The sequence below is a fragment of the Methylobacterium sp. A52T genome, from assembly GCF_053346095.1.
This window is the reverse complement of the sequence record NZ_JBKFBI010000129.1, coordinates 1-18,116: the sequence shown is the minus strand read 5'-3', so window position 1 is coordinate 18,116 and position 18,116 is coordinate 1. Positions and strand designations below refer to the sequence as shown.

Annotated in this window: 11 protein-coding genes, 2 tRNA genes and 1 pseudogene; 2 read left to right on the top strand and 12 right to left on the bottom strand. The window is 72.8% G+C overall.

What is annotated here, in order from left to right; all coding sequences use genetic code 11:
- Positions 1-593, bottom strand: a pseudogene (locus ACLBYE_RS24090) (M23 family metallopeptidase); the annotation flags it as partial.
- A 100-nt stretch (positions 594-693) separates the two neighbouring features.
- Complete coding sequence (locus ACLBYE_RS24085; protein WP_447696107.1) at positions 694-1,161, bottom strand: peroxiredoxin; 468 nt, start codon at positions 1,159-1,161, stop codon at positions 694-696.
- Between the two features lie 183 nt (positions 1,162-1,344).
- On the opposite strand from ACLBYE_RS24085, the gene ACLBYE_RS24080 reads away from it, so the two are divergent.
- Positions 1,345-4,794: a hypothetical protein gene (locus ACLBYE_RS24080; protein ID WP_447696106.1), complete on the top strand. Its 3,450-nt coding sequence runs from the start codon at positions 1,345-1,347 to the stop codon at positions 4,792-4,794.
- Between the two features lie 34 nt (positions 4,795-4,828).
- Here ACLBYE_RS24080 and ACLBYE_RS24075 read toward each other — a convergent pair whose 3' ends face one another.
- The 3 genes from ACLBYE_RS24075 to ACLBYE_RS24065 all read right to left on the bottom strand — a co-directional run bounded on the left by ACLBYE_RS24075 (position 4,829) and on the right by ACLBYE_RS24065 (position 6,856).
- Positions 4,829-6,433 (bottom strand): TROVE domain-containing protein, encoded by a 1,605-nt coding sequence (locus ACLBYE_RS24075; RefSeq protein ID WP_447696105.1) that lies wholly within the window; start codon positions 6,431-6,433, stop codon positions 4,829-4,831.
- A gap of 224 nt (positions 6,434-6,657) precedes the next feature.
- Positions 6,658-6,789, bottom strand: a tRNA-OTHER gene (locus ACLBYE_RS24070).
- Positions 6,790-6,856 (bottom strand) — tRNA-OTHER (locus ACLBYE_RS24065). It abuts the tRNA gene before it with no gap.
- A gap of 603 nt (positions 6,857-7,459) precedes the next feature.
- Between ACLBYE_RS24065 and ACLBYE_RS24060 the strand changes: the two genes are divergently transcribed.
- A complete protein-coding gene (locus tag ACLBYE_RS24060; RefSeq protein ID WP_447696104.1) occupies positions 7,460-7,753 on the top strand; it encodes a helix-turn-helix domain-containing protein in 294 nt (97 codons plus the stop codon).
- A gap of 24 nt (positions 7,754-7,777) precedes the next feature.
- Here ACLBYE_RS24060 and ACLBYE_RS24055 read toward each other — a convergent pair whose 3' ends face one another.
- The 7 genes from ACLBYE_RS24055 to ileS all read right to left on the bottom strand — a co-directional run bounded on the left by ACLBYE_RS24055 (position 7,778) and on the right by ileS (position 17,809).
- Positions 7,778-8,551 (bottom strand): ferredoxin--NADP reductase, encoded by a 774-nt coding sequence (locus tag ACLBYE_RS24055; RefSeq protein ID WP_447696103.1) that lies wholly within the window; start codon positions 8,549-8,551, stop codon positions 7,778-7,780.
- Between the two features lie 316 nt (positions 8,552-8,867).
- Positions 8,868-9,818 carry a ring-cleaving dioxygenase gene (locus tag ACLBYE_RS24050; RefSeq protein ID WP_447696102.1) on the bottom strand — a complete coding sequence of 317 codons (951 nt, stop codon included), beginning with the start codon at positions 9,816-9,818 and terminating at the stop codon, positions 8,868-8,870.
- A 619-nt stretch (positions 9,819-10,437) separates the two neighbouring features.
- The gene (locus ACLBYE_RS24045) at positions 10,438-11,733 is read right to left on the bottom strand and encodes a M16 family metallopeptidase (RefSeq protein ID WP_447696101.1); all 1,296 of its coding nucleotides are present in this window, start codon (positions 11,731-11,733) and stop codon (positions 10,438-10,440) included.
- Between the two features lie 107 nt (positions 11,734-11,840).
- On the bottom strand, positions 11,841-13,250 hold the full coding sequence (locus tag ACLBYE_RS24040) for a M16 family metallopeptidase (protein ID WP_091677676.1): 1,410 nt from the start codon (positions 13,248-13,250) through the stop codon (positions 11,841-11,843).
- A 159-nt stretch (positions 13,251-13,409) separates the two neighbouring features.
- Positions 13,410-14,075 carry a hypothetical protein gene (locus ACLBYE_RS24035; RefSeq protein ID WP_020093175.1) on the bottom strand — a complete coding sequence of 222 codons (666 nt, stop codon included), beginning with the start codon at positions 14,073-14,075 and terminating at the stop codon, positions 13,410-13,412.
- A gap of 160 nt (positions 14,076-14,235) precedes the next feature.
- On the bottom strand, positions 14,236-14,751 hold the full coding sequence (lspA, locus tag ACLBYE_RS24030) for a signal peptidase II (RefSeq protein ID WP_447681706.1): 516 nt from the start codon (positions 14,749-14,751) through the stop codon (positions 14,236-14,238).
- Positions 14,752-14,842: 91 nt separating this feature from the next.
- Positions 14,843-17,809: an isoleucine--tRNA ligase gene (gene ileS, locus ACLBYE_RS24025; RefSeq protein WP_447696100.1), complete on the bottom strand. Its 2,967-nt coding sequence runs from the start codon at positions 17,807-17,809 to the stop codon at positions 14,843-14,845.
- Between the last annotated feature and the right edge of the window lie 307 nt (positions 17,810-18,116).

The following is an 18,116-nucleotide window of genomic DNA, read 5'->3' as shown; positions in this document are numbered from 1 at the left end:
CGCCGCACCGCGTCCCCGGCCCGGGCGGCCAGCCCGGCGAGGCGCTCGCCCTGGGCCGCCTGCAGGCCGTCGAGCCGGGCCTCCAGCCGGATCAGGCCGGTCTCGGCCTCGCGCGCGCCGCGGCGGGGCAGGGGATCGCGGGCGGAGCGCGGCGCCGGAGCCGCACCCTCAGTCGGACGCAGGAAGAGATCGTCGTAGCGCCCACCGGGCGCAGCGCCGGGCCGCCCGGGCAGGGCGCCGGTCGTGGACGGGTCGGACACGGCCTGCCGCTCCAGGTCGGCGAGGGCGGCCGTGCGCCGCTCCAGCTCGGCCTGGCGCTCCAGGGCGGCCGCGACCCGGTCGGCCAGCCCCGCCTCACTCCCCGCCCGGTCGCTCCGGTCGCGGTCGAGGCGGTCCTGGAGTTCGCCGATGCGCGCCTCGTAGGCGTCGCGCAGGGCGGCCTGCCGGGCCACGAACCCGGCGAGCACGTCGTCGTGGAAGACGATCAGGCAGGAGGCCCCGAGCGCCCAGGCCACCGCCAGGGCGAGGCCGGCGGCGAGCCAGGGGGCCGGCCGGTGCGGCCTGAGACGCGCGGGGAACTTCGGAAGCTGCATCGGGACGGCACCGGAGGAGCCGCCATTCAGACCTCAGTAGGGTTAAGGATCCGTCGCGCGCCCGGCGTCAATGGGACGTCAAGGGGATGTCAAGGGGACGTCAGGGCAGGGCGCGCGCGGCCGCCAGGACGGCCTCGGCGTGGCCGGGCACCTTCACCTTCGGCCAGATCCTGGCGACGCGGCCCCCCCGGTCGACCAGCACGGTGGTGCGCTCCACGCCCATGTACTTGCGCCCGTACATGCTCTTCTCGACCCAGACGCCGTAGGCCTCGAGCACGGTCTTGTCCTCGTCGGCGGCGAGCGGGAAGGTCAGCCCGTACTTGCTGCAGAACTTGTCGTGGCTCTTCACCGGGTCCGGCGACAGGCCGACGACCTTGGCGTCCGCCTCCGCGAAGGCCGGCAGCAGGCCGTTGAAGTCCTGCGCCTCCAGCGTGCATCCGCTCGTGTCATCCTTCGGGTAGAAGTAGAGCACGACTTTGTGACCGCGGAGCGCGGACAGTCCGACACGCCCTCCGCCCGAGGCGGGAAGGTCGAAATCGGGGGCGGGATCCCCCTCTGACAGCGGCATCGTGCCTTCCTTTCGGCCGATTGATGATGTGCAACCGATCTCGTGCGCGGGCTCGAGCGATGGCACCGCGCGCGTCCGAGCCAAGCCCGGAGTCGCGGCCGCTGTAAAGCGCGGGCGCGCTTCGATCCACCGGCCGCGGAGCCCGAGGGCGCCGCGCGCAGAGACCCCGGAACAAAGGTCCCGATGGCGGACGAGACAACGCCGGCATGCAGGCCTCGGGGGAAGGCGCGACGCGTCGGCGGCGTCTGCCTCGTGAGCGCCCTCGCGCTGGTGCTGCTCGTCGGCGCCGGTGTCGGCCTCGTGGCCCTGCGCCTGTCGAACGGGCCGCTGCAGATCGACGGCCTGTCGCGCCGCGTCGCCGCCGCCGTGGCCGAGCGGATCGGACCCGGCTGGAGCATCGGGCTGCGCGGCAGCAGCCTGGAGCTCGACCGCGAGAACGCGCTCAGCCTGCGCTTCTCCGGCCTCGACATCCGCAACCCGCAGGGCGACCTCGTGGTGCGCGCGCCCCTGGCGCTCGTCAGCCTCGACCCCTGGGGGCTCCTGCGGCTCAACCTGCAGCCGCGCTCGATCGAGTTCCGCGAGACGCAGACCACCGCGCTGCTGCACCGGGACGGCTCCATCGCCTTCGCGGCCTCGGAGGCCAACCACCCGGTCGACGTCGCGCCGCACACGCCGCCGAGCGTGGACGGGGTGCGCGGCACCGTCTCGCCGCTCTCGGCCGCGATCGCGTCGATCTTCGGGGTCGTCCTCGATCCGGGCGGCGTGGTCGGCGCCCTCGACCGCGCGCGCGTCACCGACGCGCGGCTGCGGCTGATCGACGAGGACGGCCGCGAGCGCGCGGTCTTCGCGCGGGTCAACGGCCTGTTCGGGCGCGACCCGGTCAACGGCACCCGGAACTTCGAATTGCGGCTCGACGGGCCGCACGGCGAGTGGCGCTTCGGCGGCACGCTGCGCGACGGCGCGGACGGGCAGGAGCGCTCGGGCGTCATCACCCTCGACGACCTGCCGGTCACGGATCTCCTGCTGCTCTCGGGCCAGTCCGGCCTGCCGCTGACGACGGACCTGAAGGTCTCGGCCCGCGCCGACGTGAGCCTGACGGCCGGCCGCATCCGGACCATGAACGCCAAGCTCCACACCGGCGACGGCACGTTCCTGATCGAGGAGAAGGACTTCAACCCGGTCACGGTCGAGAGCCTCGACGCCTCCCTGGACTGGGACGAGGCCAACCGCGTGATGTCGCTGACCGGCCTGGACTATCGCGGGGCCGGCAACGCCGTGCACCTCACGGGGACGTGGACGGGCAGCCCCGCGGGGGCGAGCACGAGCTGGACAGCGACGCTGGCGAGCCGCGACGCCACCTTACGCGGGGCGACCCCGCAGGACGCGCCGGTGAAGATCGACGCCCTCGACGCGCAGCTCTCCGGCCGCGACGGCGGGATCTCCATCGACGCGCTGACCCTGTCGGGGCCCGGCGTGAAGGGCGCCATCACCGGGACGATCGGCACCAGCGCCGACGACGGCGGCCTGACCCTGCACCTCGCCGGCCACGACGGCGAGGTCCGCACCGGGCTGCGGCTCTGGCCGGAGCACATCGCGCCGCCGGCCCGCACCTACCTGGTGGATCAGCTCCGGCGCGGCCGGGTCGATTCCGTCGACATCAAGGTGAAGATGTCCGGGGCGGTCCTGGCGGCCGCCACCCGGGGCGACCCCGCCCCGGACGACGCGGTCCACATCGACTTCCACGTCTCGGACGCGGCCATCGACGTCACCGCCGATTCCCCGCCGGTGACCAAGGGCAACGTCGTCGGCGTGATCACCGGGCGCTCGACCACGGTGCGCAACGTGACCGCCGAGGTCCACGGGCCGGACGGGCGCGGGCTCGCCATCTCGGACGGCAGCTTCGTCATCCCGCAGATCACCCCGGACCGGGTCGTGGCGCAGATCGGGATGCGGCTCTCCGGCGGCGCCGACGGCATGGCCTCCGTGCTCCAGGCCAAGCTGTTCAAGAGCGTGATGAGCGTCGACCTCGACCCCGCCACGATCAAGGGCAGCGCCGACCTGCGCGTCGACTTCCCCCTCGACCTGAAGCACATCCCCGACCTGCCCGACCTGCCGGTGACGCTGACCGGCGCGCTGGCCGACCTCTCGGTCGACAAGGTGATGGGCCGGGACCGGCTCGAATCGGGCCGGTTCAATCTCGTCTACGACCGCGGCGCCTTCACGCTGAAGGGCGACGGCCGGGTCGCGGGCGCGCCCATGTCGGTCGACCTGCGCCAGCCGAAGGTCGGGCAGCCCGGCGAGGCGGTGGTCAACGTGTCGCTCGACGAAGCGGTCCGCGGCCGCAAGGGCCTGCCGACCGCGCCGCAGCTCACCGGCACCATCCCGGTCCGCGCGGTGGTGCAGATCGGCCGGCCGGGATCCGGCAAGCCGCCGATCCGGGTCGAGGCGGATCTGGCGAAGGCCGGGATCGACGGGCTGATCCCGGGGCTGACCAAGCCCCCGGGCAAGCCGGGACGGCTCACCTTCACCCTGGTCGACAGCGGCCAGACCTTCGACCTGCGCGACTTCGCCCTCGACGCGGCCCCGGCGAGCGCCCGCGGCACCGTCTCGATCAGCCAGGAGGGCGGCCTGGAGCGGGCGGACCTGAGCAGCGTCAAGCTCTCCCCCGGCGACGACCTGCGCGTGAGCCTCGACCGGACCGGCGGCGGCTACAAGGTCGTGGTCCGGGGCGCGGTGGCCGACGCCCGGCCGTTCCTGAAATCCCTGGGCGCCCCCGATCCCAAGGGCGGCCGGGAGGCGCGGGACGCGAATCCCAAGGATATCGACGCCGACATCCAGGTGCCCATCGTCACCGGCTTCAACGAGGAGGCGCTGACCGGCGCCAACCTGAAGCTCTCCCTGCACGGGAAGACCCTGCGGGCCGCCAACATCACCGGGCGCTTCCGCGCGGCGCCCTTCGCCGCCACGGTCACCCGCGGCGAGCGCGGCGTGCCGACCCTGTCGGTGGAATCGGCCGATGCCGGCGCGACGCTGCGGTTCGTCGACGTGTACCGGCGGATGTACGGCGGCCGGCTCACGGCCGGGATCGGCCTCAACGACGGCCCGCAATCCGGCGTCGTGCAGATCCGCGACTTCATCCTGCGCAACGAGCCCGCGCTGTCGAGCATCATGGCGCAGGGCCCGGAGCCGTCCGACGCGGAGACGGCCCGCGGCCGCCGGGTCGCCCCGGGCCGGGGCGCGGGCGACGTCACCTTCGACCGCATGCGCGCCAACTTCGTGCGCACCGGCACCCGCGTCGACTTCACCGACGCGGCGATCTCGAACGCCGCCATGGGCTTCACCCTGTCGGGCTGGCTGGATACCGGCCGCGAGCGCACCGACATGACCGGCACCTTCGTGCCGCTCTACGGCCTGAACAACGTGGCCTCGCAGCTGCCGCTGCTCGGGCCGCTGCTGGGCGGCGGCCACAACGAGGGCCTGTTCGCGGTCAATTTCCGCGTCTCCGGCAAGCTCGCCTCGCCGGACGTGAGCGTGAACCCGCTCTCGGCGATCGCCCCGGGCTTCCTGCGCAAGCTGTTCAGCGCCGGCGGCGGCCCCTTCGCGGACGGGATGCCGGGCGTCCCGCAGCAATAGGGCGGGCAGCCCGGAAGAGCCGCCCGCCCCTGTCTCACGCGCGGATGAAATCCGCGATCACGGCCGGAGCCGCGGTGTCGAAGCCGACCACGTCGAGCATGCCGGGATCCTCCGGGTCGGCGATGCTGAAGCCGTTGGAGACCAGCCCCACGACCACCAGCTTCGCCGGGATCCCGGTCTTCTCCCGGTATGCCCGCAGCGCCTGGACCGGGTGGACCGGCCCCGCCCAGGTCTCCGAGTCCGTGTAGACCACGAACGCGTCGGCCTTCACGCCCCGCTCCAGCGCCCAGCGCATCGGCAGGGAGCAGTCGGTGGCGCCGAACGGCAGATCGGCGGTCGCCCGCACCGCCTGATCGAGCCGCGTCGACGGCCCGATCGGCAGCGGCGTCAGCGCGGCCCCCTGGCTCCAGCCCCGGCCGGCCTCGGCGGTGAAGCCCAGCACCTGCCAGTGCTCCTCGGTCGCCGCGGTGACGAGCGCCATCGCGGCGGCCGCCTCCCGTGCCGTGAGCATCGAGCCCGCGACCGTGCTGGCGCCCATCGAGCCCGAGACGTCGAGCGCGAGCACGAGGCGCCGGCCCGTGGGCTCGACCGCGCCGAACGCCGTGTAGAACGCGGCGTTCAGCGCCTCGACGATCGCCGCCACCGGCTCCCAGGCGAGCCTGCCCCGCTGACCGTGCCCGGAGGCGTAGGTCTTGAGGGCCAGCAGCAGCGCCATCGGGTGCAGGCGCGCCCGGAGGATCCGCTCCCGGTCCGACAGGACCGCCCGGACGTGCTCGGTGCCCTCCGAGAAGGGCGCCAGCACCCCCGCGGCCGTCAGGCGGCCGAGCTGGCGCACGAGGGCGCCGACCGGCATCCGCTCGATCAGGGCCTCGTTCACCGCGCAGCTGCCCATCAGCCCGGTCGGCAGCGCCTCCCAGGGCAGGCCGTGGGAGCGCACCAGGGCGGCGGCCACCGCCCCGTCGAGGCCCTCCGCCTGCACCCGCGCGAAGGCGTGGACGATCCCGGGGGCGGCCTCGGTCACGGTGCCGCGGCAGATCCAGTCGAACAGCGCCTTCCGGGCGGGCTCCTCCGTCTCCGGATGGGCCAGCCGCAGGAGGTCGCGGTGCGACCAGCCCTGGCGGGTCCGGTACTTCACCGCCTGGAAGGCCAGGGCCTCCACGGGCTTGGCGCAGTACCAGTCACCGACCGCCCGGCGCAGGCCCCGGCCCCAGCCGCGCATCGCCTCGACGGAGGCGGCGAACTGGAACAGGTGCGTGCCGGTGCGGCAGACCCGCGGCAGGGCCGCGAGCGCCGCGCGCCGGGTCGCGAGGTCCGCCGACGCGGCGGCCAGCGCCAGGGCGAAGATCGCCGGATCCTGCTTCGGAGCCCGGCCGCCCTCGCTCACCGCCACGATGGCGGCGACCGCGCGGGCGCCGTCCTGCGCGATGCACCGCTGCACCGCCGCCGCGTTCTCGGCGGTCAGGGCGCGCGGGCTCGCGTAGTACGAGCCGCCCTCGGAGCCGAGCACCAGGAAGCGGTCGAGCCGAGCCCAGTCGCCGACCGCGAAGGCGTGGCCTCCGGCGGCGTTCGGCACCGTGCCGGGGATCGGCTCCGTCTGCGGGGTGGCGCGGAGCCGGAACATCTGTGCGAGCTTCGTCATGGCGGGCTCCTCTCGGTCTCTCCTCTCTCCATCGCGGCCGATCACCGGCCGGTGGCGCGTTCCGGCGCGCGCGGTCGGGCGGCGACGCGGCCGCGGCGCGTCGGCCACCGCCGCTCGCGCGCGGCCGGTATCTCGTGTGGTCGGGGGCGGGGTTCCGTCCGGCCGGGCGCGGGCGTGGCGGCGACGAGGGGCTTATCCGATGCTCTGCTTGAGCTACGGGCCTGACGGCCCGGCGGGACTCGCACCCGCACCCCTCGGATCCCGATAACCTTCGTCTTCCGGCCCGCGTCCGGGCGATGCGGGCGTGGGGTGAGGAACGGTGTCCGGGCGCTCTATCCGGGCTGAGCTACGGGCCTCGCGGCCCGGCGGGATTCGAACCCGCGACCTCCCTTCGGTGAAGATAACCGTTCCTCTCCGGCCCGCATCGTCGGCCGGGATCCGCGCACGGTCGGCGCCCCGGTCGTCTCGCGGGGCCCTGCGGTCGTGGTGTCGGGGACGGGCATGAGCTCCGGCGACCTCGCGGCCCCCGGCGGGGATCGAACCCGCAACCTCCGTGGGACAAGCCCGCGGCGCTCTACCGATGATAACCGTCCCCTGCCGGCCCGCAGGGTCCTCGAGACGCGCTCAGCCTCTCGGGCCGAGAGCCCCGCGATACGACCGTAACGGTCGCATCAGCCCGGGACGGGCGAACGCCGCGACGTCGATGCCGTCGTGCTGTTTCATGCCATGCTCCGTCCGAACGGGGCTTCGGGTGACGCGGGCGTGTCGATGAGGCTCGGGGGGATCCGTGACAGGGATAACCGAGCGTCTCCGGCCCGCGCCGGTGAACTGCGATCGGCTGCCAGCGGCGACCGGTGCGAAGGGAACCGGACTCTTCCGCCGCGGCGCGCAGGCCGCGGATACGAGGAGCGTACGGTCCCTTCAGATCACCGGCCCGGCAGGCCGACGGCGCGGTGGATACGGTCGCGCTCGGCCTGCGTCAACCGGAAACTTGAAAATTCTTTCAGTTCGGGCGATCTCCGGCCCATGATCACTGCCGCCCAGATCCGCGCCGGCCGCGGACTTCTCAAGTGGACGCAAGGGGTTCTCGCGAGCCGCGCCGCGGTCTCCGTCGTCACCCTGAACATGATCGAGAGCGAGCAGGTCCAGCCCCGCAGCCGGACCCTCGCGGCGATCCGCACGGTCCTCGAAGGGGCGGGCATCCGCTTCGTCGGCGACGCGCAGGAGGGCTACGGGGCGATCCTGCGCCCCGCTCCCGCGACCGGGTCCGGGGACGTACCGAAACAGAAAAGCCCGGCGCGGACGACCGCACCGGGCTGAAGCCGAACCGGCCTGCGCGGCGGGCTACTTCTCGACGAAGGCCTTCTCGATGACGTAGTGGGCGGCCTCGCCGTGGTTGCCCTCCTCGTAACCGCGCGAGGACAGGAGTTCGCGGGTGTCGCGGATCATGTCGGGGCTGCCGCAGAGCATGAAGCGGTCGTTCTCGATCGACATCGGCGGCAGGCCGATATCCTCGAACAGCTTGCCCGAGACCATCAGGTCGGTGATCCGGCCGCGGTTGCGGAACGGCTCGCGGGTCACGGTCGGGTAGTAGACCAGCTGGTTCGAGATCATCTCGCCCAGGAACTCGTGGCGCGGCAGCGTCTCGGTGATGGTCTCGCCGTAGGCGAGTTCCTGCACCTGCCGGCAGCCGTGGACCAGCACGACCTTCTCGAACCGGTCGTAGGCCTCGGGATCCTTGATGATCGACAGGAACGGCGCCAGCCCGGTGCCGGTGCCCAGCAGGTACAGGTTGCGGCCCGGCAGCAGGTTGTCGAGCACCAGCGTGCCGGTGGGCTTCTTGCCGACGATGATCGGGTCGCCGACCTTCAGGTGCTGCAGCTTCGAGGTCAGCGGGCCGTCCTGGACCTTGATCGAGAAGAACTCCAGCTCCTCCTCGTAGTTGGCCGAGACCACCGAGTAGGCGCGCAGCAGCGGCCGGCCCTCGACCTCCAGGCCGATCATGGTGAACTCGCCGTTGCGGAACCGGAACGCCGGATCCCGCGTCGTGCGGAACGAGAACAGGTTGTCGGTCCAGTGGTGGACCGACAGAACGCGCTCCTCGTAGAACTTGCTCATCGACGGATCAGTCCTCGAATCCTCTGACGCTCGGCACACGGCCCCGACGATTCGGGGCCCGTGGTGCGGGGGATCCCCGCCGCCCCGCTCGGGCGGGGGTGGATCCTCGGCAGGGAACCCGCCCGGATCCGGTTGCAAACACACGCGCGCCGCTTCTTTCGCAGTTGCAGCACGTCCGTCAAGGCGTGCCGGGATCACACTGGCGAAAGAAGTGAACGGCCTGGAATCGTTCGAAGATTTAGCGTCTTCGCGGACGCTCCGTAGCGCCGTTCCGGACATGGGAGGGTTGCCGCAGAGCGGGCCCCGCCCGCCGCCCTCACAGGGCGGCGGCGGGCCGGAGCGGCGCGAGCCCGGCCTCGATCTCGGCCCGGCGCGGCTCCAGGAACGGCGGCAGGGCCAGGCGCTCGCCCAGGGTCTCCAGGGGCTCGTCCGCGGTGAAGCCCGGCCCGTCGGTGGCGATCTCGAACAGGATGCCGTTGGGCTCGCGGAAATAGAGGCTGCGGAAGTAGTAGCGGTCCACAGGCCCGCTGCTCGGCACGCGCGCCGCCCGGAGCCGGTCGGCCCAGGCCTCGTAATCCCCGTCCGGGATGCGGAAGGCGACGTGGTGGACCGCGCCCGCGCCCTGACGGGCCGGCGCGGACCGGTCGGCCAGGAGCTGGACCTCCGCGGCCGGGCCGCCGGGTCCCATCGCGTAGACCTCCACCGGACCGTCGCCTGTCTGGAAGGTGCGGTCCCGGCGCATGCCGAGCACCTCGGTCAGCACGGCGGCGGTGCGGGCTGGGTCCGGAACCGACAGCCGGATCGGGCCGAGGCCGCGGATCTGGTAGGCGGCCGGCACCGGCGATCCGTCCCAGGGGTGCTCCGGCCCGGTGCCGCCATCGTCCACCAGGGCGAGGCGCTGGCCCTCCGGATCCTCGAAGTCGAGGGTGAGGCGCCCGTCGCGCGCGGAGGGCTCGGCCTCGACGATGCCGGCCTCGCGCAGGCGCGCGTGCCACCACGCCACCGCGCCCTCGCCCGGGACGCGCAGATGCGTGCGGGTGATGCTGCTGGAGCCCCGCCGCTCCCGGGGCGCCGGCCAGTCGAAGAAAGTGATGTCGGTGCCGGGGCTCGCCAGACCGTCGGCGTAGAACAGGTGGTAGGCCGAGACGTCGTCTTGGTTCACCGTCTTCTTCACGAGCCGCAGGCCGAGCGTGCCCGTGTAGAAGGCGACGTTCTCCGCCGCGCGCGCGGTCACCGCGGTGAGGTGGTGGATGCCGGTGAGCTGCATGTCGGTCCTGGGGGCTGCGGCCGATCCGGCTAAGGTGGGGATCGGGGGTGGCGTTGCGAGGGCAGGGTCCCGATGGGCGGAGCCGACGCCGTTCTGCCGCCGCCGCATCCCGGCGCGGCCCTGCGGGACGATCTTCCGATTCTCTCGGGATCGTCTGCCGCATTGATCGCGGATCGCGCCCGCCCGCCACGTTCCGGGCACCCTCTCGAGCGGATCGCCGCCGGGCAGATCGGGATATCCACCGGTACGGCCCTGCGCCTCGGCCGCCCTTTCGGAACGAGCGCGGAGTTCCGGCTCGGACTGCGACACCGGTCCGAGCTGGAGACCCTGAGCACGGCCATCGGTCGAGGCCGCCCGCGGCGTCATCACGAGCGCAGCAAAGTGACCCAGGATCAGCGCGCCGACCGGAAGCGTCGCGCCGACTGGATTGCTTCGCTCCGCTCGCGAAGACGGCCGCGCCGGAGGCAGCACCGGAAAATGGTGTCAGTGCCGCTACTTCGACAGGACGGCCTCGACCTCGGCCCCCGTCGCAAGATCTCCGCGCGCCTCGATCAGATCGGCCACGTCGTCCGGCGCAAGTTCGATCACCCGCATCGCAGGCGACAGGGCGCGGACGCCCTCAGAGCCCGACCGGCCGGCCGGCGGCGACCACCAGCATCTTGCCGTCCGCGAAGGTGCGGGCGGCGGCCCGGCGGATATCCGCCTGGGTCACGGCCGAGACCATCGCGTTGCGCCGGGCGATGTAGTCCATGCCCAGCTCCTCGAAGGCGATCTGAACCAGCTGGTGGGCGATCTTGGTCGAGGTGTCGAAGCCGAGCGCGTAGGAGCCGGTCAGGTAGTCCTTGGCCTTCTGCAGCTCGTCGTCGTCCGGGCCGTCGGCGATCAGCCGGCCGATCTCGTCGCCGATCACCGACAGGGCCTCGCCGACGCGCTCGTTCTTCGTGGCGGTGTAGCCCCAGGTCATCGCGGCCGACCGGTGGCTGACCAGAGAGGTGCCCACCGAGTAGGCCAGCCCGCGCTTCTCGCGCACCTCCTGGAACAGGCGGGACGTGAAGGCGCCGCCGCCGAGGATGTGGTTCAGCACGTAGGCCGGGATGAAGTCCGGGTCGCGCCACGGCACGCCGGCCATGCCGAACCGGATCACCGACTGGGGCACGTCGAGGTCGACGACGACGCGCTTGCCGAGATCGTGCACCTCGGTGCGCGGCACCGCCTTCAGCGCCCCGGCCTCCGGCAGGGTTCCGAAGGCGCGGTTCAGGCCCTCGGCGAGCTGCTCGGCGCCGATGGCGCCGACCGCCGCCACCTTCACCCGGCCGCGGCCGATGATGCGGGCGTGCATCGCCAGCAGGTCGTCCCGGGTGATCGCCGTCACGCTCTCCACGGTGCCGGAGGACGGGCGGGCGTAGGGATGGCCGGCGAACGCCTCCTTGAAGAACCGGCGGGAGGCCAGCACGCCCGGATCGTTCTGCTGGTAGCGCAGGCCGGCGATGATCTGGGCGCGGACGCGCTCGATCGCGTCGGGGTCGAGGCGGGGCTTGGCCAGCGCCAGGGCGAGGAGCGCGATGCCCTCGTCGGCGTGCTTGACCAGCATCTTCAGCGAGCCGCCGACCGCGTCGGCCCCCGCGTGGAACGACAGCTCGATCGCCCGGGCGGCGAGCCGCTCCTGGAACAGGTCGGAGGTCAGGTCGCCGGCGCCCTCGTCGAGGAGCCGCGCCAGCATCTGCGCGCAGCCGGCCTTGCCGGCCGGGTCCTGGGCGGCGCCGCCCTCGAAGGTGAAGGCCAGGGCGATCATCGGCACCACCGGCGACTCGACGTGCCACGCCTCGATGCCGGGGGCGGTCGTCACCGGCAGCGCCGTGGTGGGCGAGCTGACGGTTTGGGCGGCGGTCTCGACCAGAGTCTCGGCCAAGCTCATGGGAACCTCGTGTCTCTATCTCGGGCGACGGCGGAGCGGGCCAGGGCTCCCGTTCGGCAGAGCGCCCCGCCCGGACCCGTCACGGGCCCGCCGGGACGCAGCCGGGGTTACTCGGCGGCCATCGCGACCGGGGCGTCGGGATCCTGCGCCTTGGTCAGGTAACCGGTGACCGAGCGGGCCGGCGTCAGCCAGCGCTCGGCGGCGCCCTTGAGACGCGCCTGCGTCACCCCCTCGATGTCGGTCGGCCAGCGGCGGACCTCCTCGATGGTCTCGCCGATCGCCAGCGCCGAGCCGTAGATGCGGGCGAGCGACGACTGGCTGTCGGAGGAGTAGACGGTCTCGGCCACGAGGCGGGTCTTGGCGCGCTCGATCGCCTCGGCGTCCAGGGCCTCCGCGGGGGCGCGGCGCAGCACCCTGTCGACGGCCTCCTCCAGCTTCTCCAGCGGCACGCCCTCGGCGGGCACCGCGTAGACGGAGAAGCGGGTGTCGTCGATCGCCGAGCCCATGTACCAAGCGCCGGCATTCACCGCGAGGCCGGTCTCCATGACCAGCTTGCGGTAGAGGTAGGAGGTCGAGCCGCCGCCCAGAACCTCGGCCAGCAGCTCGAGGTCGTGGCAGCCGCCGTCCCGGGCGGTGATGCAGGAGGGGGTCAGGTAGAGGCGCTGCAGGGTCGGCTGCTCGACCTTCGGGTCGGCGACGGCGACGCGGCGCAGGGCCTTCGGCTCCGGCTCCCGGGCCCGCAGGCGCTCGGGCCGGGCGCCCTGGGGCGTCACGCGGCCGTAGGTGGTCTCGGCGAGGCGCCGGACCTCGTCGGGCGTGACGTCGCCGGCCACCACCAGGATGGCGTTCTCGGGGGTGTAGAAGCGCTTGTAGTAGGCCAGCGCGTGCTCGCGGTTCAGGCCCTCGATCTCGTGCATCCAGCCGATGATCGGGATGCCGTAGGGATGGTGCACGAACAGGCCGGCCGCCATCGCCTCGGAGAGCTGGGCGGAGGGGTCGGTCTCGACCCGCATGCGCCGCTCCTCCAGCACGACGTCGCGCTCGGGGGCGACGACGGCATCGTCGAGGACGAGGCCGCTCATGCGGTCCGCCTCGAACGCCATCATGGTGCCGAGGTGGTCCCGGGCGACCCGCTGGAAGTAGGCGGTGTAGTCGTAGCTGGTGAAGGCGTTCTCCTGGCCGCCCAGGCCCGACACCGCCTTGGAGAAGGCCCCGACCGGGTGCTTCTCGGTGCCCTTGAACATCAGGTGCTCGAGGAAGTGGGCGATGCCCGACTGGCCGAGCGGATCATCGGCCGAACCGTTGCGGTACCAGATCATGTGAGTGGCGACGGGGGCCCGGTGGTCGGGGACGACCACCACGTCGAGGCCGTTGTCGAGGGTGAAGGCCGTCACTTCCGGTCCGCCCGCCTCGGAACGCCCGAACGGCGCGGCCTCGCCCCGGCCGGCGCTGCCGCCGTAGGGCGAGCCCGGACGCAGCGGGAAGAGGGTGGGCGTCGCCTTCCTGAACAGGTGCATTCCGCTTTCCTTCTGCCGGCCCCGGATCGAAGCGTCCCGCGTCGGGATGCGCGCGCGGATCGGGGCCGTCCTGGTCACCGGGGCGCAAGAACCGCACCGGGACGATCATCTCATGTTGCCACGCCGCGGCGCCGTTGCAACGGCGACACGGCGCCCCCGTCACTGCTGCGCGCGCTGACGGAGATAGGCGCGGGGATCCGACTCCTCGCGCTCGCGGCTGGCGTTGTTGATCGGGTCGCTCGACGGCGGCCGGGCCAGCTGCTTGGGCGACTGCCGGTACCCGGTCGGCGGGTCCGTGAGCGTGTCGCGGCTCGGCTCGATGTCGGAGGGCTCGGCGTTGGCGCTCTTGCCCTTGAGCAGCTCGAAGGGGCTGAGCAGGCTGTCGTCGCGGTTGTTGTCGCCGGGCTTGCGCTCGGCGGTGGTCGTCAGGCCCGCGCCGGCACGGCGGCCGCCGCGCATCTCCTCCACGGAGAGCGTCGCGTTGTTGTCGTCGTAGCGGCCCTGGGCCTGGGAGCCCTTGGGATTGCGCCGCTCCACGGCGGCGCGCTCGCGCTCCACGATCTCGGGATCCTTCGGCCAGGCGGTGCTGGTGGAGCGCGCCCGCGGCTGCGGCAGGGCCTTGCCGTCGATCTTGGGCGGCATCACCAGCGGCGGCCGCTCGTGGTAGTCGATCGGATCCTGGCGCTTCTCCAGGAGGCCGATGCCCGACAGGGCGTCGCGCATGAACTCGCCGCGCTCCTGCGCGTGCGCGGCACCGACGACGCAGAGCGGAGCCAGGGCCACCGCGGCGGAGAGGAGGGGACGAAGCCTGCGATGCCCGGTCATGCTGCCTCACGGGTTCCGGACGGAGCGTCCGGCTCTGGGAAGGCCGCGGCGCGGCCCGATCCGACAGGTCCCGGCCTGAGACCGGTTTCCGGCGATCGTATGGCGCCTTGACTGCGTCGCGCCAGGAGGGGGACGCGGGAGGACCTGTGTGTTGCAGGGATCACAGGCGCGGCGCCGGGTCGCCCTGCGGCGGGGACGCCCGGCCCCTGCGGCCGTCCGGGGACAGGCTGTCGAGGATCAGGCCGATCACGCCGGCCACGATCGCCGCGTCGGCGACGTTGAACACGTACCAGGACCAGCCGCCGGCATGCAGGTGGACGAAGTCGAAGACGGCGCCGTAGGCGGCCCGGTCGATGGCGTTGCCGAGCGCGCCCCCGACGATCAGCCCGAGGGCGATCCCGAGAAGCCGCGACGTGGCCCGGCGCATCCAGATCCCGAGGCCGAGGGCGGCGGCCAGCGACAGGGCCACGAGGAGCCAGCGGCCGATCCCGCCCTCCTGCTGGAACAGCCCGTAGGAGACGCCCCGGTTCCAGACCACGACGAAGTCGGCGAAGGGCGCCAGCCGCCAGGGCTGCGTCAGCACGAGGTCGGTGCCGAAATAGAGGCCGAGCTTGCTGGCCTGGTCGAGGATCAGGGTGAGGACGAGGGCCAGGAGGCCGGCGCGGAAGGGCGTCACGGGCGGCGCGCCCGGCCCGGGCCGGCGCCCCCCGCCCCCCCCCGGGGGGGGGGGGGGGGGGGGGCGGCGCCGCCGACGACGCGGAACGCCCTCACGCCGCGCTCGCCTCCGGATGCGCCGCGTCCCACTCGCGCAGGGCCTGGGCGTCGCGGGGTGTCACCTCCGGGTAGTCCGGGTCGCTGCCGACCTCCGGGCTGACCCGCCAGGACCGCGCGCATTTGCGCCCCTCGGCCGGGCTCGGCACCACCGCCACGCCGCGCACCTCGTCGAGCCGGAAGGCCTCGGCCGGGCCCTCGCCCGCCACCACGGTGATGTCCGAGGTGATGCAGGTATCGGCGAAGTCGCAGCCCTCGAGCGCCGCGAGCAGGTCCGGATCCGCCACGTAGACCTGCGGCGCCGCCTCCAGGCTCGCGCCGATGCGCTTGGCCGCGCGCTCGATCTCCAGGGCACCGGTGACGACCCGCCGGACCCGCCGGATTTTTTGCCAGCGCTCCGCCAGGGTGGGGTCGAGCCATGCGGACGGGGTCTCCGGCAGGGTCTGGAGATGCACCGAGCCGTCCTCGGACGGGTAGCGGTCGAGCCACGCCTCCTCGGCGGTGAAGGCGAGCACCGGGGCGAGCCAGATCGTCACCCGGCGGAAGGCCTCGTCGATCACCTGCAGCGCCGCCCGGCGGCGGACCGAGGACACGGGATCGCAGTACAGAGCGTCCTTGCGCACGTCGAAGTAGAAGGACGACAGGTCGCCGGTCATGAAGCCGTTGAGCAGCGCCACCACCCGCTTGGTGTCGAACGCCGCGTAGGCCTCGCGGATCTCGCCGTCGAGCTCGGCGAGCCGGTGCAGGATCAGCCGCTCCAGCTCCGGCATCTCCTTGTACGCCACGTCGTCGCCCTGGACCCGGTGGGCCAGCGAGCCCAGCATCCAGCGCAGGGAATTCCTGAGCTTCCGGTAGGTCTCCGCGAAGGTCTTGATGATCTCCGGGCCGATGCGCAGGTCGTCGGTGTAGTCGGAGGCGGCGACCCACAGGCGCAGGATGTCGGCGCCCGAATCCTTGATGACGCTCTGCGGCGCGACGACGTTGCCCTTCGACTTCGACATCTTCAGGCCCTTGCCGTCGAGCACGAAGCCGTGGGTCAGGACGATGTCGTAGGGCGCCCGGCCGCGGGTGCCGGCGGATTCGAGCAGCGAGGACTGGAACCAGCCGCGGTGCTGGTCGGAGCCCTCCAGGTACATGACCCGGTCCTGGCCGCCGTCGCGGACGCGCGTGACGCCGGCGAGCCCCGGGAAGGCCTCCGGGTCGTCCAGCACGAAGGCGTGGGTCGAGCCCGAATCGAACCAGACGTCGAGGACGTCGGTGACCTTCTCGTAGGCGGCCGGGTCGTGGTCGGGCGCCAGGAAGCGCTGCGCGGCGTCGTCCCGGAACCACGCGTCGGCGCCCTCCGCGGCGAAGGCGTCGCGGATGCGGGCGTTGACGGCAGCGTCTTTGAGGATCTCGGCGGTCTCCCGGTGGACGAAGACGGTGATCGGCACGCCCCAGGCGCGCTGGCGCGAGACCACCCAGTCCGGCCGGTTGGCGACCATGCCGGTGATGCGGTTCTTGCCCTGGGTCGGCACCCACTGGGTGTCGTCGATACCCTGGAGCGCCACCTCGCGCAGCGTCCGGTTGCCCAGCGAATCCACCGGCCGGTCCATGGCGATGAACCATTGCGGCGTGTTGCGGAAGATCACCGGTTTCTTGGACCGCCAGGAATGCGGGTACTGGTGGCGCAGCACCCCGCGGGCGATCAGCGCCCCGGCCTCCGTCAGCGCGGCGATGACCGCCTTGTTGGCGTCGCCCTTCTCGCCCTTGGCGGTGAGCACGCGGGTGCCGGTGAAGCCCGGGGCGGCCTCGGTGAGCACGCTGTCGGCGTCGACCGTGTAGGGGATGGTCGCGTCGATGCCGCGCTCGCGCAGCAGCCGGCCGCTCGCCATCCAGAGCTCGAAATCCTCGCGGCCGTGGCTCGGCGCCGTGTGGACGAAGCCCGTGCCGGACTCGTCGGTGACGTGGTCGCCGTCGAGCATCGGCACGGCGAAGCCGTAGCCGAGCTTCGCCAGCGGGTGGTCCAGGGTCAGGCCGGCGAGCGTCGACGGGCTCACGTCGGCGACGCGCACGAACGCCTCGACCCGGGCGGCCTTGAACACGGTCGCGGCCAGGCTGTCGGCGAGCAGGTAGGTCTGGCCGGGCACCGCCCAGTTGTCGGCCGGCGCCTCCGTCACCCGGTACAGGCCGTAGGCAATTTTTTTGGAGAACGCGACGGCGCGGTTGCCCGGGATCGTCCACGGAGTGGTCGTCCAGATCACCACCCGCGCCTGCGCGAGATCGCCCTCGGCGCCGGACCGGATCGGAAACGCGCAAAAAATCGTGTCGCTGACGTGCTCCTCGTACTCGACCTCCGCCTCGGCGAGCGCGGTCTTCTCGACCACCGACCACATCACCGGCTTGGAGCCGCGATAGAGCTGGCCGCTCATCGAGAACTTCATCAGCTCGTCGGCGATCACGGCCTCGGCCGGGAACGCCATGGTGGCGTAGGGATGGTCCCAGTCGCCGGTGACGCCGAGCCGCTTGAACTCCTCGCGCTGCACGTCGAGCCACTGGGCCGCGAAGGTCCGGCATTCCTGCCGGAACTCGATCACCGGGACGTCGTCCTTGTTGCGGCCCTTGGCGCGGTACTGCTCCTCGATCTTCCACTCGATCGGCAGGCCGTGGCAGTCCCAGCCCGGCACGTAGTTGGCGTCGAAGCCGAGGGCGGTCTGCGAGCGGACCACCACGTCCTTGAGGATCTTGTTGAGCGCCGTGCCGATGTGGATGTTGCCGTTGGCGTAGGGCGGGCCGTCGTGGAGCACGAATTTCGGCCGGTTCTGCCCACGGGCGCGCAGCTTGCCGTAGAGGTCCATTTGCTTCCAGCGCTCGATGAAGAGCGGCTCGCGCACCGGCAGGCCGGCGCGCATCGGGAACTCGGTCTGCGGCAGGAACAGGGTCTTGGAATAGTCGCGGGCGGGCGCGGTCTCGGGGGCGGTCATCGGATCTCGCATCGGCGGTCGGGCCGGCAGCGTCGGGCCGGCGGAATCGGGTCGGGCGGCAGGAGGATCCCGGACCTCCGCGCGGCCGCGCTGGAGCGGGCCCTCAGGCGGAGGCCGGGCCGGTAATTCGGATCGGGCGGCCGGGGCCGCGCAGGGCGCGCGAAGCGTGCATGACGGGTTCTCTACCAGCCGCCCCGGCCGGAGGCCAGCGGCAGCGCGGATCACGCGCCCGTGACCGCGGATGGGACCAATCGGCGTCTGAACCGTTGACCGACACACCCTCCGCGCCGCCGCGGCGGCGCGGAGC

Coding starts and splice junctions, on each gene's coding strand:
- ACLBYE_RS24085 (WP_447696107.1), bottom strand. CDS start 1,161: ATGCCGCTGTCAGAGGGGGATCCCGCCCCCGATTTCGACCTTCCCGCC.
- ACLBYE_RS24080 (WP_447696106.1), top strand. CDS start 1,345: ATGGCGGACGAGACAACGCCGGCATGCAGGCCTCGGGGGAAGGCGCGA.
- ACLBYE_RS24075 (WP_447696105.1), bottom strand. CDS start 6,433: ATGACGAAGCTCGCACAGATGTTCCGGCTCCGCGCCACCCCGCAGACG.
- ACLBYE_RS24060 (WP_447696104.1), top strand. CDS start 7,460: ATGATCACTGCCGCCCAGATCCGCGCCGGCCGCGGACTTCTCAAGTGG.
- ACLBYE_RS24055 (WP_447696103.1), bottom strand. CDS start 8,551: ATGAGCAAGTTCTACGAGGAGCGCGTTCTGTCGGTCCACCACTGGACC.
- ACLBYE_RS24050 (WP_447696102.1), bottom strand. CDS start 9,818: ATGCAGCTCACCGGCATCCACCACCTCACCGCGGTGACCGCGCGCGCG.
- ACLBYE_RS24045 (WP_447696101.1), bottom strand. CDS start 11,733: ATGAGCTTGGCCGAGACTCTGGTCGAGACCGCCGCCCAAACCGTCAGC.
- ACLBYE_RS24040 (WP_091677676.1), bottom strand. CDS start 13,250: ATGCACCTGTTCAGGAAGGCGACGCCCACCCTCTTCCCGCTGCGTCCG.
- ACLBYE_RS24035 (WP_020093175.1), bottom strand. CDS start 14,075: ATGACCGGGCATCGCAGGCTTCGTCCCCTCCTCTCCGCCGCGGTGGCC.
- ileS (WP_447696100.1), bottom strand. CDS start 17,809: ATGACCGCCCCCGAGACCGCGCCCGCCCGCGACTATTCCAAGACCCTG.